Here is a 16,220-nt window from a genome sequence, read left to right on the forward strand (position 1 = left end):
AATGAATTTACGTGGGAAAACGATCGGTTTTGGCTTAACAGGATCTCATTGCACATTTGCAGAGGTAATGCCGGAAATAAAAAAACTGGTAGACGAAGGCGCAAATGTGATTCCAATCTTAAGCTATGCTGTTCAGACTACAGATACAAGATTTGGAGCAACATTAGATTGGCAGAAACAGTTAAAGGATATTACAGGTAACCAAATCATTATGACAATTGTTGAGGCAGAACCCGTTGGTCCAAAAGGAATATTAGATTTAATGGTCATTGCGCCAGCCACCGGAAATACGGTTAGTAAGTTAGCGAACGCCATTACTGACTCACCAGTTCTCATGGCTGCAAAAGGGCAGCTAAGAAATCTAAAACCAGTCGTTGTTGCTGTATCTACAAATGATGGCTTAGGTTTAAATGGCGTAAATATTGGACGATTATTAGCAACTAAAAATATTTTTTTAGTTCCTTTTGGGCAGGATTCTCCTACAAAAAAACCGAACTCTTTAGTAGCAAGAATGGATCTCATCAAAGATACTTGTGAAGAGGCATTAGATCATAAACAAATCCAACCTGTTTTAGTTGAAAAATTTAAATATTGATTATATTTAACTTTTAGGAGGAGAAAAAGATGAGGAAAAAAAGTAAATACAATGTGGCTGTTGTTGGGGCAACGGGAGCTGTTGGACAACAAATGATCCATTTATTGGAGAAAAGAAACTTTCCAATTGATCGTTTAAAATTACTTGCATCCAGTCGTTCCAAAGGCAAAGTTGTTCCATTTAAAGGACATGATGTCGTAATTGAAGAGGCAACTCCTGAAAGTTTTGATGATATCGACTTTGCTTTATTTAGTGCCGGTGGAAAAACAAGCAAATACTTAGCCCCGTATGCCGCGCAAAGCGGGGCTATTGTAATTGACAACAGCAATGCTTTTCGAATGGATCCCAATGTACCTTTGGTGGTTCCAGAAGTTAATCCTGAGGAAATTTTTAAACATCAAGGAATCATCGCTAATCCAAATTGTTCAACGATTCAGATGGTGACGGCATTAAAGCCGCTGTACGATAATTTTGGGATCGAACGTATTATTGTTTCCACTTACCAGGCAGTTTCAGGTGCTGGTAATCAAGCGATTCAAGAGTTAAAACAGCAATCAAAACAAGTGTTAAATGGTGAAGAAGTAAGTAAAGCTATTTTACCAGTCGGTTCTTTGCCAATAAAAAAACAAATTGCTTTTAATGCGATTCCACAAATTGATGTTTTTGAAGAGAATGGCTTTACTCTTGAAGAGATGAAAATGGTAAGAGAAACGAAGAAGATTTTTGGTGATTCATCTATAAAAGTAACTGCAACTTGTGTACGCATACCTGTCGTGTATGGGCATTCTGAGTCAGTCTATGTTGAATTAAAACAATCTTATGATCTTAAACAGGTCATAGAATTATTAAAATCAGCTTCAGGTGTTGTTGTCATAGACGATCCATTACAACAAGAATATCCTTTAGCAATTGATGCAGCTGGAAAACTCGATGTTTTTGTTGGTAGAATAAGAAGAGACCTTGACCATCCAAACGCTTTAAATATGTGGGTTGTGTCCGATAATCTATTAAAAGGTGCTGCATGGAATGCAGTACAAATTGCTGAAGAAATCATAAAAAATGCAAAATAAAAGAGGGTAAAGGAATAATGGGGATTATTGTTCAAAAGTTTGGGGGTTCATCGCTTACATCGAAAGAATTTAGGCTAAGGGCAATTTATCATATTCAAAAAGAACTTTCATTAGGACATCAGGTCGTTGTTGTGGTATCGGCTATGGGGAGAAGGGGAGATCCTTATGCGACTGATACACTAATTGATCATATTAAAGAGAATGGTAATTCTTTGCCAAATAGAGAAATGGATCTGTTATTAAATTGTGGTGAAGTGATATCTGCTACTACTTTAAGTAGTATGATGTTCCAATTAGGGGTTTCGAACACTGTTTTAACTGGAGGGCAAGCAGGCATTATTACAAATGATCATTTTTCTAACGCACAAATTAAAACAATTCGACCAAGTCGGATTTTTTATGAATTAAAGCGAAATCAGGTTGTAATCGTCACTGGGTTTCAAGGTATGACAGAATCTGGCGATATTACAACCTTGGGTCGTGGGGGGTCAGACACGACAGCCACAGCATTAGGAGTAGCTTTAAATGCTGATATGGTGGATATTTTTACCGATGTGAATGGAATTATGTCTGCAGATCCAAGAATTGTACATGATGCTGAACCACTAACTGCTGTAACTTATGATGAAATATGTAATATGGCCTATCAAGGAGCCAAGGTAATCCATCCAAGAGCAGTAGAAATTGCAATGGAAAAACAAATTCCTATCCGTGTTCGATCCACATTTACCTGTGATGAAGGAACATTGGTTACTTCCTATGAAAAGATAGTTAAAAATAAGGAACAATTTAATATCAAGGATCGTATTATCACAGGAATTGCTCATGTTCCAAATATTACACAAATAAAAGTTTTTGCTAAAGAGGGGCAATATGACTTACAACTAAAAGTTTTTAAAGCAATGGCTGATCATCAGATTAGTGTAGATTTCATCAATGTGAATCCTGTTGGTGTAGCTTTTACTGTTCATGATCAAGTGGCAGATATGGCAAACAAGATTTTAGAATCAATGGGATATATGCCACAACTTACAAGAAATTGCGCAAAAATATCAATAATCGGTGCTGGAATGGCAGGTGTTCCAGGTGTCATGGCATATATTGTTGAAGCATTAACGGAAAAGGATATTCAAATTTTGCAATCTGCTGACTCTCATACCACAATTTGGGTATTAGTTCATCAAGAGGACACAGAAAAAGCCGTGTTGGCTTTGCATCATAAATTTTTTGAAATAGGAACAGAAAAGGAGTGAGAACAAGGTGGATTTTGGCAGATTAATCACAGCTATGGTTACTCCATTTAATCAAAAATTAGAAATAGACTTAGAAAAAACAAAGAATTTGGTGAATCATTTAATCAATACAGGTACAGAGACAATTGTAGTAGCTGGCACAACAGGTGAATCACCAACTTTAACAAAGAATGAAAAATTGTTACTCTTTGAAAAGGTTATTGAATTTGCAGATGGTAGAGCAAAAGTAATTGCGGGTACAGGAACGAATGATACGAAATCGTCTATCGAATTGACAAAACAGGCAGAAGAAATCGGTGTAGACGGTGTAATGTTAGTTGCCCCATATTATAATAAACCTTCCCAAGAAGGTCTTTATCAACACTTTAAGTCTATTGCTGAAGAAACTGCATTGCCAATTATGATCTATAATATTCCTGGAAGGACAGGAATCAACATTCAGGCGAAAACAATGGTTCAATTGGCAAGTATCAGCAATATTGTTGCTGTTAAAGAGGCAAGTGGTGATTTAACACAAATGGCTGAAATCATTGCAAATGTACCTTCTGATTTCTATTTGTATAGTGGAGATGATAAATTAACATTGCCCGTATTAGCAATTGGTGGTCATGGAATTGTAAGTGTTGCAAGCCACGTAGTTGGTAACGAAATGAAAGAAATGATTGATCATTATTTTAAAGGAAATGTTAAAGAGGCAGCATTAGAGCATTTAAGATTATTACCACTTTTTGAAGCGATTTTTATTACTTCAAACCCTGCACCAATTAAGGCATTACTTGAAGAAATAGGAATAAAAGCTGGTTCTGTTAGATTACCTTTAGTCTCTGTAACTAGAGAGCAAATACAATTTGTTACAAATATTTATAATAGAACGAAAACCATTAGCTAAAACGAATAAATTATTTTTGATTTTTAGGGATCTATGTATCCCTATTTTTTATGTTCTAAAACTTCATCAGAAAAAATTGCTGGTCATACTATAGTAAATAGAAGACACTTTTTAAAAAAAAACATTACTTGTTTTTTATGTTTTCATTCATGTATAATAATTTCAAGTGACTTGTGCGGTTTTTTGTGTAACTACAACTGAATATAGGAGGTATGAAGTTGCCAAAGAACAATAAAGAAAGATTGCTTATTTTCGCTCTGGGCGGATTAGGCGAAATTGGCAAAAACATGTATGTCATACAATACGCTGATGATATCGTGGTTGTGGATGCTGGATTGAAGTTTCCAGAAGAGGAGATGCTCGGAATTGATTTGGTCATCCCCGATGTTTCTTACCTTGTTGAAAATAAAGAAAAGGTAAGAGCCATCATTCTAACCCATGGCCACGAAGATCATATTGGCGGGTTATCGTATGTATTAAAAGAGATCAACGTACCGGTATATGGAACTAAATTAACGCTCGGTCTTGTAGAAAGTAAATTAAAAGAGGCAAATATTCTCAGTGAATCTAAGCTTATTTTAGTGAACAATGAGTCGGAAATTCAATTGGGGGCATTAAAAGTTTCATTCTTTAAAGTGAACCATAGCATACCAGATGCAGTTGGAGTAGTGATTGATACTCCTGAAGGTGTTGTGGTACATACTGGGGACTTTAAATTTGATTTGACACCTGTAAATAATCAAATGGCGGATATTCACAAAATGGCTGAAATTGGCAAAAGAGGTGTATTGGCTCTATTATCAGATAGTACTAATGCTGAACGTGAAGGACATACAGGATCTGAACGTTCAGTGGGAGAGTCCATTAGTGAAGTCTTTAGAAAAGCAAAACAAAGAATCATTGTGGCCACTTTTGCTTCTAATATTCATCGAATTCAACAAGTTGTTGATGCTTCAGTCGCCTACGATAGAAAGATTACCATTGTAGGTCGGAGCATGGTGAATGTTGTGAATATCGGTATTGAGTTGGGTTATCTTCACGTCCCTGAAGGTATGATTGTGGATGTAGATGAAATTAATAAATTACCTGCTGATCGTGTTGTTATCTTATCAACGGGTAGTCAAGGTGAGCCAATGTCCGCTTTGACACGTATGGCACGTTCAACTCATCGAAAACTTGATATCATGCCTGGTGATACTGTCATCATCTCTGCAACCCCTATACCGGGAAATGAAAAATATGTCGCTCGAACTGTTGACCAATTGTTTAGAATCGGTGCCAATGTGATATATGGTGGTTCGATCTCAGGAGTACATGTTTCTGGTCATGGAAGCCAGGAAGAATTAAAATTAATGTTAAATTTTATGCGCCCAAAATTTTTTATTCCTATTCATGGTGAATATCGAATGTTACGCCTTCATTCTGATTTAGCTGAATCCATCGGAATACCAAGAGAAAATATTTTTCTGTTAGATAATGGGGATACCATAGAGATTTCTAACGGTAAGGCCCGTTATGGTTCAAAGATTCCAGTTGGGAATGTCTTAATTGATGGATTAGGTGTTGGGGATGTCGGCAATATTGTTTTAAGAGATCGTAAACTATTGTCTCAAGATGGTATATTAGTTGTTGTAGTTACACTTAGCAAACAAAATGCTACGATTTTATCGGGTCCAGACATTATTTCTAGAGGATTTGTATACGTTCGTGAATCTGAGGAACTTTTAGAAGAAGCAAATCGCCTTGTCACTGTCACTTTACAAAAATTAATGATAGAGAACGTGAATGAATGGTCTTCATTAAAAAATAGTGTAAGAGATGTATTAGGAAGGTTCTTATATGAACAAACAAGAAGAAGGCCAATGATTTTACCAATTATCATGGAAGTTTAATAAAAAAGAGCAGCCAAATTAAATGGTTGCTCTTTTCCTTTGTATGATTTTTTGTAACTGCAGTTATACTACAAACATAAGGAGGAATGGAAATGAATATGGAATTAAATCTTAATAAAACGTCAATGGAAGAATCTGAAGAAGAACAACCAAACCTGCAAGAACAGCAAAAACAAAAAACGTTAATGGATACCCTTCAGAATCTTGGCCAGACAAATGTTCCAAGTATAGAAACCAATATTTTTTCCCTAAACATCATCGGACAAATAGAAGGTCACATTGTGCTTCCACCACAAAATAAAACAACTAAGTATGAACATATTATCCCCCAATTAATTGCAGCAGAACAAAATCCAAAAATTGAAGGCATTTTAATCACATTAAATACAGTTGGTGGTGATGTAGAAGCAGGGCTAGCGATTGCCGAAATGATTTCCTCATTATCAAAACCAACCGTAACGCTTGTTCTTGGGGGAGGCCATTCTATCGGAGTACCTATTGCAGTTAGTTCCGATTACTCGTTTATTGCAGAAACAGCCACAATGACGATCCATCCTGTACGTCTAACAGGCTTGGTGATTGGTGTTCCACAGACGTTTGAATACTTAGATAAAATGCAGGATCGAGTGGTTAGGTTCATAACACAACATTCCAAAATATCTGAAGAAAAATTTAAGGAACTCATGTTTAAAACTGGTGAGCTAACTCGTGATATTGGTACTAATGTTGTAGGAACGGATGCTGTAAAATACGGGTTGATCGATGCAGTTGGTGGACTTGGCGATGCGATTAAGGAACTAAATAGAAGGATTGCTGAGTGGAAAGAAACGAAAGCAAGACAGGGCGTGGTACAATGATTTTTTATAGCACGATTCCAATTGAAACCGTTTTTGATGGATTTGACCAAATGAAACTTAACTACAAAGAGGTACAAATGGGACATATGACAATGATTGTAGAACCAACATCGGATTATCAGGCAAAAATTGTTAGATTGATTAGTCCTGTGGCACAAGATTATTTGAATCCCAAATATCAACCTGGTCAAACTCTTTATTTTAATTTTTCTGACTCTCATTAATTGCCTGTTGTTTCCTTGTTTTCCATGTTATAATGCTTATAAAAAGCAGCCTAGGTAGGCTGCTTTTTATAAGGAAGCTGATTGGAAAACGGGTGAGAAAAAATAATGGTTACAAAAAGGAAAAAAAATAGAAAACAAAGAATGAAACAACATCTTAAATTCGAAGCCTACGGTATATTACTTTTTGTGTTATTTATTATAGAATTATCCAAAATGGGCTATATTGGCGATTACCTAAATCTTTTTTTTCGATTTTTAGTGGGACAATGGGATTTTACTCTTAGTTTAATTGGCCTATACCTTTCGTTATACTTAATGACCAAAAGAAAATTTTCTTTTCATTGGTCTATGAGAAAAATTGGCCTACTCTTGATTTATATTTCACTTATTATCTTAAACCATGTAGTTTTTGTCGAAAATATTCAACTAAATGGGATGTATAAAGATATTGGAGTCTTAAAAGCAACATGGCAGCAATTTGTTCTGGAAATGAAAGATCATGGGAATGTTGATTTGGGTGGTGGAATGGTCGGAGCTTTATTTTATCAGCTATTTAATTACCTTTTTGACCATTCAGGAACAAAAGTAATATTAGTGGCACTTATTTTGGTAGGAATACTTCTTTTCTTTCATTTTTCTTATGTAGAGCTATTTAAAAAAATAAAGCTCTTTTTCCAAAACCAAATAACTGTATTAGAGGAAAAAGTCAAGGATTTTCTTTTATTACTTAATCAAAAACAACCCAAAGCAAAAAGAAGAAAATTACCACAAAAAAATAATGAAGAGCATATAGAAAATGAACCAAATTCTAATCACTTTGACCATTACGAAGAACCCATTATTCATGATTTTATGGATCGAAACGTGTCAACAAACCAGTCAACAATTAATCATAATACACATCCTTTAAATATGGATTTAGAACTAGAAAATCAAGAGGGTGACGATAATCAAGAAATTGAATTAAGTGGGATTTCTTTACAAAATGAAGAGAAAAATTATTTTATGCCTCCCTTTCATATCTTAAATTCTCCTGAATTTCAAGAACAAGGAGAAGAATTTAAAGATATTAGTAATAATGCAAAAAAATTAGAATCTACTTTAGAAAGTTTTGGTGTAAAAGCACGAGTAACACAAATACATAGAGGTCCTGCCGTTACACGCTTTGAAATTCAACCTGATGTAGGTGTAAAAGTTAGTAGGATCGTCAATTTAGCTGATGATATTGCTTTATCTCTTGCGGCAAAAGATATTCGAATCGAAGCACCTATTCCAGGAAAAGCAGCAATAGGAATTGAGGTTCCTAACTCAGAAATTGCAGTGGTTACTCTGAAAGAGGTACTAGAAAGTCAAGCATTTTATGAATCTAAGTCAAAACTAAGTCTCGGACTAGGTAGAGATATATCTGGTGAACCTATTATTGGGAATTTATCAAAAATGCCCCATTTATTAGTAGCTGGTGCTACTGGATCAGGTAAAAGTGTATGTATTAATTCAATGATTGTAAGTATTCTATATAAAGCAAAACCAAGTGAAGTAAAGTTTTTAATGATTGATCCCAAGATGGTTGAACTTAATGTTTATAATGGGATCCCCCATCTTTTATCACCAGTTGTAACTGATCCAAAAAAAGCATCAAAGGCTTTAAAAATGATTGTGAATGAAATGGAAAAAAGATATGAAAGCTTTGCTGAAAAAGGTGCACGTGATATCGAAAGATATAATGCACTTCTTATCGATGAAAGTCCTGAAAAGGCGCAAATTTTGCCATATATCGTTGTTATCATTGATGAACTAGCAGACCTAATGATGGTTGCGCCAAATGATGTAGAAGATGCAATTATTCGTTTGGCTCAAAAAGCTAGGGCTGCAGGAATTCATTTAATTGTTGCAACACAACGTCCTTCAGTTGATGTTATTACTGGCTTGATTAAAGCAAACATACCTTCACGAATTGCCTTTGGGGTTTCTTCCCAAACTGATTCAAGAACGATCATAGATATGGGGGGAGCTGAAAAATTACTTGGTAGAGGGGATATGCTTTACTTTCCTGTGGGCTACTCGAAACCTGTTCGTGTTCAAGGAGCATTTATAACTGATCTTGAAGTGGAGGCTGTTGTTCAATATGTGAAAGAACAACAACAAGCAAATTATCAAGAAGGAATTGTTACGGAACTAAATAAGCCAAATGAAGCTGAAGAAGTCGATGAGGTTCTTGATGACCTATTTTATGAAGCTGTAGAATTAGTGGTTGAAACAAAACAAGCATCTGTATCCATGTTGCAGCGAAGGTTGCGAGTTGGGTATACTAGAGCTGCAAGATTGATTGATGAAATGGAAAAGAGAGGTATTATAGGCCCTTATGAGGGAAGTAAACCACGTACTGTTCTTATTAGCATCGATCAGTATCAACAAATGAAGATCCCAATTTAAATGCTTTCATAGAAATTTTTGTTGATTTTTTGTTTAAAAAAAGTGAAAATAAATGTGAGATGTTAATGTAGTATAACGTCAGACGTCTAATATGAAAGGAATGCTTTTTAATGTCCTTAAGATCTGATCCACGGCCTCTTTATCTATTGGTTATCGATAAAATTAAGCAAGATATTGAACAAAGAATCTTAAAGCCTGGGCAGAAACTTCCATCAGAGTTTGAGTTATCTAAAGATTTGGGAATAAGTCGTGCTACCTTGCGTGAAGCTCTTCGAATTCTTGAAGATGAGAATATCATTACACGTAAACACGGAGTTGGAACATTTATCAATGCTAAACCTGTATATACAAGTGGTATTGAAGAATTATTTAGTATCACTCAAATGATTGAAAAGAATGGACAGAAAGCAGGTACTATTTATGTAAACAAAGCTTTTGCGTCTGCAACACAAGAAGATATAAAAACTTTCCATCTCGATGATTCAGATCTTGTTCTAAGAGTTGAAAGGATCAGAACTGCAGACGAAGAGCCTGTTGTTTATTGTATTGATAAAATTCCCGATAGTATATTAACGAAAGATTTTGATTTTCACCAATATGGTTCTGTATTTAAAAGCCTTGAACAACATGCTAATATTTTTATTTCCCATGCCATTACAGAAATTATTCCAATAGGTTATCATGAAAAAATTTCGCCATTATTACATTCACCACCTGAATCATCATTATTGATTTTAAAACAGCTCCATTTTGATATGAGCGATCGTCCAGTATTATTCTCAATCAATTATTTTAGGGCAGACAAGTTTAGATTTCAGGTGTTGAGAAAAAGATAAAAAGTAAGACAATTAAAGAAAACATAAATGATGTTTTCTTTTGTAAGGAGGTGTTAATAATTTAGATAGGAATTCAATGAGTTCAATTTATTTTTAACATTATTTAAAATTAAATTGGGGGTTAAATTTATGAAAAAATTTTTCACATTAATGCTTATTTTTACTCTTGCTATGACTACCTTTTTAGTAGGTTGTGGTGCTGATAAAGAAGAAACAAAAAAACCAGACCAACAAGCAACAGAAAAACAGTTAAAAGTTGCAATGGTTACTGACGTTGGTGGTGTGAATGACCAATCCTTTAACCAGTCTGCATGGGAAGGACTACAAAGAGCAGAACAAGAACTTGGAATTAAAGCTTCTTACAAAGAATCAAAACAAGATGCTGATTATGCACCAAATATGGAACAATTATTAGACGAAGAAAATGATTTAATTTGGGGAATTGGTTTCAAAATGGGAGATACTATTCTTGCTGAAGCTCAAAAAAACCCAGATCAAAAATATGCAATTATTGACTACGCTTATGATCAAACTCCAGAGAACTTAGTTGGGGTAGTATTTAAAGCAGAACAAGCTTCTTTCTTAGTTGGTTATATTGCTGGTAAGATGACCAAGACTGGAAAAGTTGGTTTTGTTGGTGGTATTGAAGGCGTTGTAATCGATGGTTTTGATTATGGTTTCCAAGCAGGTGTGAAGTATGCAAACCCTAATGTTACTGTTTTAAGACAATATGCTGAATCCTTTACAGACTCTGCAAAGGGTAAAGCAATCGCAAACTCCATGTACCAAGACGGAGCAGATATCGTTTTCCATGCTGCAGGTGGTGTAGGTGATGGAGTTATTGAAGCTGCTAAAGAACAAGGAAAATTCGCAATTGGTGTTGATAGAGACCAAAATAACTTAGCGCCAGATAATGTGATTACTTCTGCGATGAAACGTGTAGATAACGGTATTTACAACATTGTAAAACAGCTCAAAGAAGGGAATTTCCCTGGTGGGCAAACCGTCGTTTTAGGATTAGCTGAAGGAGCAGTCGATATTGCACCATCCTCTGACAAACACGTTCCTAAAGAAATTTTAGATGAAGTAAATGGTTTGAAAGAAAAAATTATCAATGGGGAAATTGAAGTACCTTACAATAAAGAAACCTTTGATAAATTTGAAGTAAAATAATAATTGTAAAGAAAAACTTAACAGCTCGGACAATTGTCTGAGCTGTTTCGATATGTAGATTGGATTGGAGGGTTCTTCTTTGAATCACATAGATTTCCAGGATAAAGTTGTTGAGATGAAAAGCATCACTAAGATTTTTGGAAATTTTAAAGCAAATGACGATATAAATCTAACTGTTCATAAAGGAGAAGTCCATGCATTATTAGGAGAGAACGGTGCTGGTAAATCAACGTTAATGAACATTTTATATGGACTTTATCAACCTACGTCTGGTGAAATATATATTAAAGGAAAAAAGATTGATATTACAAATCCAAACGTAGCGATTAAACATGGTATTGGAATGGTTCATCAACATTTTATGCTGGTAGAACCCTTTACAGTTGCAGAAAATATTATCTTGGGAATGGAAATAACCAAGGTACTCGGCAAACTAGATATGCAAAAGGCGATTCAGGATGTTCAATATTTGTCTGAAAAATATGGATTACATGTTGATCCTAATGCAAAAATTGAAGATATTACGGTTGGGATGCAACAAAGAGTTGAGATTTTAAAGGCTTTATATCGTGGAGCCGATATCTTAATTTTGGACGAACCTACTGCTGTTTTAACACCGCAGGAAATCAATGAATTGATTCAAATCATTCGTAATTTAACTGGTGAAGGCAAATCTGTCATTATCATAACCCATAAATTGAAAGAAATTAAGATGGCAGCAGATTATTGTACGATTATAAGAAGAGGGAAACATATTGATACTGTTGATGTAAGTGATACAACTGAAGAGGAATTGGCTGCTAAAATGGTAGGCAGAGAAGTAAGTTTCAAGGTGGAAAAAGAAGAAAGAGAACCTGGAAAACCAGTTTTCTCTATTGAAAACATTGTGGTAAAAGACAATAGGGGAATTAATGCCGTCAACGGATTGTCCCTTGAAATATATGCTGGAGAAATACTTGGAATTGCTGGTGTAGATGGAAATGGTCAAAGCGAACTCATTGAAGCCATAACTGGCCTTAGAAAGATTGAATCTGGCAGGATTTCAATTAATGGTAAAGATATTACCAATCGAATACCAAAAGAAATCATTGAAAATAAGATATCTACAATCCCGGAGGATCGACAAAAAAGAGGTCTTGTACTTGACTTCACCGTTGCTGAAAATATGATTCTAGAAAATTATCACAAGGAACCTTTTGCAAAAAAAGGAATATTAAATCATGATAAGATAAAAGAGTTTGCAAAAGAGTTGATCGAAAAATTCGACATCAGGCCAACAGATGAAAATGCCAAAGCAAGATCTCTGTCTGGTGGGAACCAACAGAAAGTGATCATTGCTCGTGAGGTAACAAATGACCCTGACCTGCTAATCGCAGCACAACCTACGCGCGGACTTGACGTAGGTGCTATTGAATATGTGCATAAAGCTTTAGTGGAACAAAGAGATAAAAATAAAGCAGTCCTTTTAGTGTCTTTAGAACTTGATGAAGTAATGAATGTATCAGACCGTATTGCCGTAATCTATGAAGGAAAGATTGTAGGAATTGTTGATGCAAAAGAAGCTGATGAAAACACATTAGGACTAATGATGGCAGGAGGTGGTGTCGATGTTGGAAAAAAATAAAAACAGCAAATTATTAAGTTTATTTTCCGGAACCTTTGGTTTTACGTTGATTTCTATTTTGATCGGCTTAATTATAGGTGCCATCGTACTGTCAATTGCAGGATATAATCCGTTTGAAGCTTATAGTGTCATGTTTAAAGGGATATTTAGTAAACCCAAATATATTGCATACGCTATTATTTACGCTACACCACTCATTATGACAGGTTTATCTGTTGCCTTTGCCTTTCGTACAGGACTATTTAATATTGGTGCTGAAGGACAGTTTATTATTGGGGCATTAACAGCAGCTTTGACAGGTTACTTTTTAAAGTTGCCCCCAGTTATCCATGTCCTTGTGGTATTTGTTTTGGCTGCTACTGCTGCAGGATTGTGGGGAGGTATTTCAGGTTTTTTAAAAGCAAAATTTGGTGTTCATGAAGTTATTTCAACAATCATGTTGAATTGGATCGCATTATATCTAAATAACTATGTTGTGATGTTGGAAGGCTTTAAAAAACCTCAAAGTGAGGCATCTTATGAAGTTTTAAGTACTGCTAGCATAGGACTTTTGGAAAAATGGAAATTATCTGAAGCTGGTAGAGAATGGCTTAGAAACTTTCCATTTTTGGCTGATATGATGAGAGCACCAATTAACTTAGGATTTATTATAGCTATTTTACTAGCAATCTTAGTCTGGTTTATTTTAAATAAAACGACATTGGGATATGAATTACGATCAGTGGGATTTAACAAATTTGCTGCTGAGTATGGTGGAATTGGTGTGAAAAAAAGTATTATTATCTCCATGATGATTGCTGGTGCCTTAGCAGGGATGGCTGGTGCTGTTCAAGTATTAGGTGTTACGAAAAAAGTTGCAGTATTAGCTGCGATGGAAGGTTATGGATTTGATGGAATCGCTGTATCACTAATTGGGAGTAATACAGCTTTAGGTAGTGTTTTAGCTGGTCTATTATTTGGTGGTCTTAAGTATGGGGGACCTAAAATCCAGTCTGCTTTAGGTGCCCCATCAGAGGTCGTAAACATTGTAATGGGTACGATTGTATTCTTTATTGCTATTCCAAAGTTTATTAAAATGATGCTGTCGCTAAGAAGTAAGAAACGAGGTGAACAAGATGTTAGATAGTTTAGCATTTATTATTGGAACTACTTTGATGTATGCAACACCACTTATTTATACAGCTTTAGGTGGAGTCATCTCAGAGAATTCGGGAGTGGTTAACATTGGACTTGAAGGAATGATGACGATTGGCGCCTTTACTGGGGCAACAGTGGGTTATTTTTCAGGTGATCCGTGGATAGGATTTTTGTCTGCTGGAATTGCAGGAGGTGTATTAGCATTATTTCATGCTATTGCTTCTGTCACTTTTGCTGCTGATCAAGTGGTATCTGGTATTGCCATTAACTTTCTTGGCCCAGGACTAGCTTTGTTTTTAAGTCGTTTATTCTTTGACGGGGCAACGATGACAAAGCCAATACCATTAACTAATAAAATTCCAAGACCCTTTGATGGGGTATTTCCACAAAATTCTTTTTTAGATCTAGTGTTTAATCAGTATGCAACCGTCTATCTTGCTTTTTTTCTTGTACTTGTTATTTGGTATACCCTTTACAAAACGAAACTTGGTCTAAGAATACGAGCAGTTGGTGAACATCCAAAAGCAGCTGATACGTTGGGTGTTAACATTTATAGAATTAGATATTTAGCTGTGATTATGTCAGGAGTTTTTGCAGGTTTTGGTGGAGCGGCAATGAGCATTGCTGTTGTCTCTAATTTCAGACCTACCTTAATTTCTGGGCAAGGTTTTATTGCTTTAGCTGCAATGATTTTTGGTAAATGGAAGCCTCAAGGGGCAATGTGGGCATCTCTCTTATTTGGGGCAGCACAAGGTCTAATCGTTTACCTTGGAGGAACAGGTATACAAATTTCTTCGCAAATCTTAGCGATGTTACCATATGTATTAACATTAATTATTCTTATGGGTTTTGTAGGGAGAGCAGTTGCTCCTGCAGCAGATGGGATACCTTATGAAAAAGATCAACGTTAAAAGAAGCAATAAAAAACAGTCCTTTCATGATTGAAAGGACTGTTTTTTATTGTATCAAGATTTCATGTAAAAATTATGATAAATGGGGAAAGATAAACCTAAGCAAAAATGTTAAGGAGGATGAGAAAATGTTTATACGAATTAGAGCCAAATTCCCAGAAATAGAACATATCAATCAACCAGAGGTATTTCCTCCTGCCCCTCCAGAAGCTGAGCCATTTGAGCCGCCAATGCATCCTGAAAGACCGAATATAAAGGAGTAAAATTAATTTATGAAAGAAAGAGGAATCAACATGAACAAACGAATGTTAGCTATCCTGCTTTCAATCACATTAGCGTTAACAGTTATCTATGTTTCATATGATGAATGGTTTAAATCGGACCAAGAATCCTTTGGTAAAACTATTTTAGTCCGAGGAATGAGAGGCGGAGATGTTTACGAATTACAAGGTAGATTAAAATTATTAGGATTTTATACTGGACCAGTTGATGGGGTCTTCGGCTTAAGAACGTATAGAGCTGTTCGCCTTTTCCAATATGAATTTGGTTTAAAGATAGATGGTCTTGTTGGTCCTAAGACTAAGTTAAAGCTTTGGAAAGCGACGAAACACTGGCGGCCAGAATATACTGCTCCCAAAAAGGTAGCTAAAAAGCCTACATCGACTAGAAAGGTATCTACTTATTCAAGAGGAGGTTTCTCAGCTAATGATATTCGAATGATGGCGAATGCAGTATATGGGGAGGCTAGAGGAGAGCCTTATGTTGGTCAAGTTGCTGTGGCTGCCGTTATTCTTAATCGGGTGAAACACTCTTCTTTCCCAAATACTCCTTCAGGTGTCATATTCGAACCAGGTGCCTTTACAGCGGTTGCTGATGGACAGATTTGGTTAACCCCAAATAAAACAGCTGAGAAAGCAGTAAGAGATGCTTTAAATGGTTGGGATCCAACAGGGGGGGCGATCTATTATTTTAATCCTGACACTGCAACATCTGGCTGGATCTGGTCAAGACCACAGATTAAGAAAATTGGAAAACATATTTTTGCAAAATAGTACAAGATAGTATAATAGACCATTTATTACGGGAGTGAATTTATTTGTGGAATTGTGAATATTGTGGTAGTGATAAAGGAATGTATTATAAAGATGGCCAATTTGAAGGAATGCTTTGTTTAGATCCTAATTGTGGTCGTATTAACGAAATAAAAGAGGACCAAGTCATTTATGAAAGTGATTTATAAAGTGAAGAAGGGGGTAAATAGCCTCCTTTTTATTTTGTAAAGGCAAGAATAAAGATTATAATAGAGAATATGGTGAAAGATGGTAG

Annotated in this window: 16 protein-coding genes; all 16 read left to right on the plus strand. The window is 35.5% G+C overall.

Features of this window, described 5'->3' with window-relative positions; all coding sequences use genetic code 11:
• Position 1: 1 nt before the first annotated feature.
• The 16 genes from BEN26_RS06630 to BEN26_RS06700 all read left to right on the plus strand — a co-directional run bounded on the left by BEN26_RS06630 (position 2) and on the right by BEN26_RS06700 (position 16,134).
• Positions 2–595, plus strand: a complete 594-nt coding sequence (locus BEN26_RS06630; protein ID WP_068723944.1) for a dipicolinate synthase subunit B — start codon at positions 2–4, stop codon at positions 593–595.
• Positions 596–624: 29 nt separating this feature from the next.
• Positions 625–1,665, plus strand: coding sequence for an aspartate-semialdehyde dehydrogenase (locus tag BEN26_RS06635; protein ID WP_069799961.1), 1,041 nt, complete (start codon positions 625–627; stop codon positions 1,663–1,665).
• Positions 1,666–1,682: 17 nt separating this feature from the next.
• Positions 1,683–2,918, plus strand: coding sequence for an aspartate kinase (dapG, locus tag BEN26_RS06640; RefSeq protein ID WP_069799963.1), 1,236 nt, complete (start codon positions 1,683–1,685; stop codon positions 2,916–2,918).
• Between the two features lie 7 nt (positions 2,919–2,925).
• Entirely contained in the window at positions 2,926–3,807 is an 882-nt protein-coding gene (gene dapA, locus BEN26_RS06645) for a 4-hydroxy-tetrahydrodipicolinate synthase (RefSeq protein WP_084818851.1), read from the plus strand.
• A 212-nt stretch (positions 3,808–4,019) separates the two neighbouring features.
• Positions 4,020–5,699, plus strand: a complete 1,680-nt coding sequence (gene rnjA, locus BEN26_RS06650) for a ribonuclease J1 (RefSeq protein ID WP_220126419.1) — start codon at positions 4,020–4,022, stop codon at positions 5,697–5,699.
• A 92-nt stretch (positions 5,700–5,791) separates the two neighbouring features.
• Positions 5,792–6,556 carry a ClpP family protease gene (locus BEN26_RS06655; protein WP_399168105.1) on the plus strand — a complete coding sequence of 255 codons (765 nt, stop codon included), beginning with the start codon at positions 5,792–5,794 and terminating at the stop codon, positions 6,554–6,556.
• Positions 6,517–6,780: a YlzJ-like family protein gene (locus tag BEN26_RS06660; protein WP_255421868.1), complete on the plus strand. Its 264-nt coding sequence runs from the start codon at positions 6,517–6,519 to the stop codon at positions 6,778–6,780. The genes BEN26_RS06655 and BEN26_RS06660 overlap by 40 nt, the downstream gene beginning before the upstream one ends.
• Positions 6,781–6,885: 105 nt before the next feature.
• Positions 6,886–9,213, plus strand: a complete 2,328-nt coding sequence (locus BEN26_RS06665) for an FtsK/SpoIIIE family DNA translocase (protein WP_069799969.1) — start codon at positions 6,886–6,888, stop codon at positions 9,211–9,213.
• Between the two features lie 110 nt (positions 9,214–9,323).
• The gene (locus BEN26_RS06670) at positions 9,324–10,049 is read left to right on the plus strand and encodes a GntR family transcriptional regulator (protein ID WP_068723956.1); all 726 of its coding nucleotides are present in this window, start codon (positions 9,324–9,326) and stop codon (positions 10,047–10,049) included.
• A gap of 129 nt (positions 10,050–10,178) precedes the next feature.
• Positions 10,179–11,222: a BMP family lipoprotein gene (locus BEN26_RS06675; RefSeq protein ID WP_069799971.1), complete on the plus strand. Its 1,044-nt coding sequence runs from the start codon at positions 10,179–10,181 to the stop codon at positions 11,220–11,222.
• Positions 11,223–11,337: 115 nt separating this feature from the next.
• Entirely contained in the window at positions 11,338–12,846 is a 1,509-nt protein-coding gene (locus BEN26_RS06680; protein WP_069800118.1) for an ABC transporter ATP-binding protein, read from the plus strand.
• Positions 12,830–13,972 (plus strand): ABC transporter permease, encoded by a 1,143-nt coding sequence (locus tag BEN26_RS06685; protein WP_069799973.1) that lies wholly within the window; start codon positions 12,830–12,832, stop codon positions 13,970–13,972. The genes BEN26_RS06680 and BEN26_RS06685 overlap by 17 nt, the downstream gene beginning before the upstream one ends.
• Positions 13,962–14,894 (plus strand): ABC transporter permease, encoded by a 933-nt coding sequence (locus BEN26_RS06690; RefSeq protein WP_181482230.1) that lies wholly within the window; start codon positions 13,962–13,964, stop codon positions 14,892–14,894. The genes BEN26_RS06685 and BEN26_RS06690 overlap by 11 nt, the downstream gene beginning before the upstream one ends.
• Before the next feature lie 128 nt (positions 14,895–15,022).
• Positions 15,023–15,157: a hypothetical protein gene (locus BEN26_RS14100; protein ID WP_255421869.1), complete on the plus strand. Its 135-nt coding sequence runs from the start codon at positions 15,023–15,025 to the stop codon at positions 15,155–15,157.
• A gap of 30 nt (positions 15,158–15,187) precedes the next feature.
• Entirely contained in the window at positions 15,188–15,946 is a 759-nt protein-coding gene (sleB, locus tag BEN26_RS06695; RefSeq protein ID WP_069800121.1) for a spore cortex-lytic enzyme, read from the plus strand.
• Positions 15,947–15,990: 44 nt separating this feature from the next.
• Positions 15,991–16,134: a hypothetical protein gene (locus BEN26_RS06700; RefSeq protein WP_181482231.1), complete on the plus strand. Its 144-nt coding sequence runs from the start codon at positions 15,991–15,993 to the stop codon at positions 16,132–16,134.
• The last annotated feature ends 86 nt before the right edge of the window (positions 16,135–16,220 follow it).

The organism is Tepidibacillus sp. HK-1, assembly GCF_001748485.2.
Lineage (GTDB): Bacteria > Bacillota > Bacilli > Tepidibacillales > Tepidibacillaceae > Tepidibacillus_B > Tepidibacillus_B infernus.

Excerpts from the sequence above, each read along its gene's own strand:
- BEN26_RS06690 (WP_181482230.1), top strand. The coding sequence starts at position 13,962 with ATGTTAGATAGTTTAGCATTTATTATTGGAACTACTTTGATGTATGCA.
- BEN26_RS06635 (WP_069799961.1), top strand. The coding sequence starts at position 625 with ATGAGGAAAAAAAGTAAATACAATGTGGCTGTTGTTGGGGCAACGGGA.
- dapG (WP_069799963.1), top strand. The coding sequence starts at position 1,683 with ATGGGGATTATTGTTCAAAAGTTTGGGGGTTCATCGCTTACATCGAAA.
- BEN26_RS06630 (WP_068723944.1), top strand. The coding sequence starts at position 2 with ATGAATTTACGTGGGAAAACGATCGGTTTTGGCTTAACAGGATCTCAT.
- sleB (WP_069800121.1), top strand. The coding sequence starts at position 15,188 with ATGAACAAACGAATGTTAGCTATCCTGCTTTCAATCACATTAGCGTTA.
- BEN26_RS14100 (WP_255421869.1), top strand. The coding sequence starts at position 15,023 with ATGTTTATACGAATTAGAGCCAAATTCCCAGAAATAGAACATATCAAT.
- BEN26_RS06675 (WP_069799971.1), top strand. The coding sequence starts at position 10,179 with ATGAAAAAATTTTTCACATTAATGCTTATTTTTACTCTTGCTATGACT.
- rnjA (WP_220126419.1), top strand. The coding sequence starts at position 4,020 with ATGAAGTTGCCAAAGAACAATAAAGAAAGATTGCTTATTTTCGCTCTG.
- BEN26_RS06670 (WP_068723956.1), top strand. The coding sequence starts at position 9,324 with ATGTCCTTAAGATCTGATCCACGGCCTCTTTATCTATTGGTTATCGAT.
- BEN26_RS06665 (WP_069799969.1), top strand. The coding sequence starts at position 6,886 with ATGGTTACAAAAAGGAAAAAAAATAGAAAACAAAGAATGAAACAACAT.
- BEN26_RS06680 (WP_069800118.1), top strand. The coding sequence starts at position 11,338 with ATGAAAAGCATCACTAAGATTTTTGGAAATTTTAAAGCAAATGACGAT.
- BEN26_RS06655 (WP_399168105.1), top strand. The coding sequence starts at position 5,792 with ATGAATATGGAATTAAATCTTAATAAAACGTCAATGGAAGAATCTGAA.
- BEN26_RS06685 (WP_069799973.1), top strand. The coding sequence starts at position 12,830 with ATGTTGGAAAAAAATAAAAACAGCAAATTATTAAGTTTATTTTCCGGA.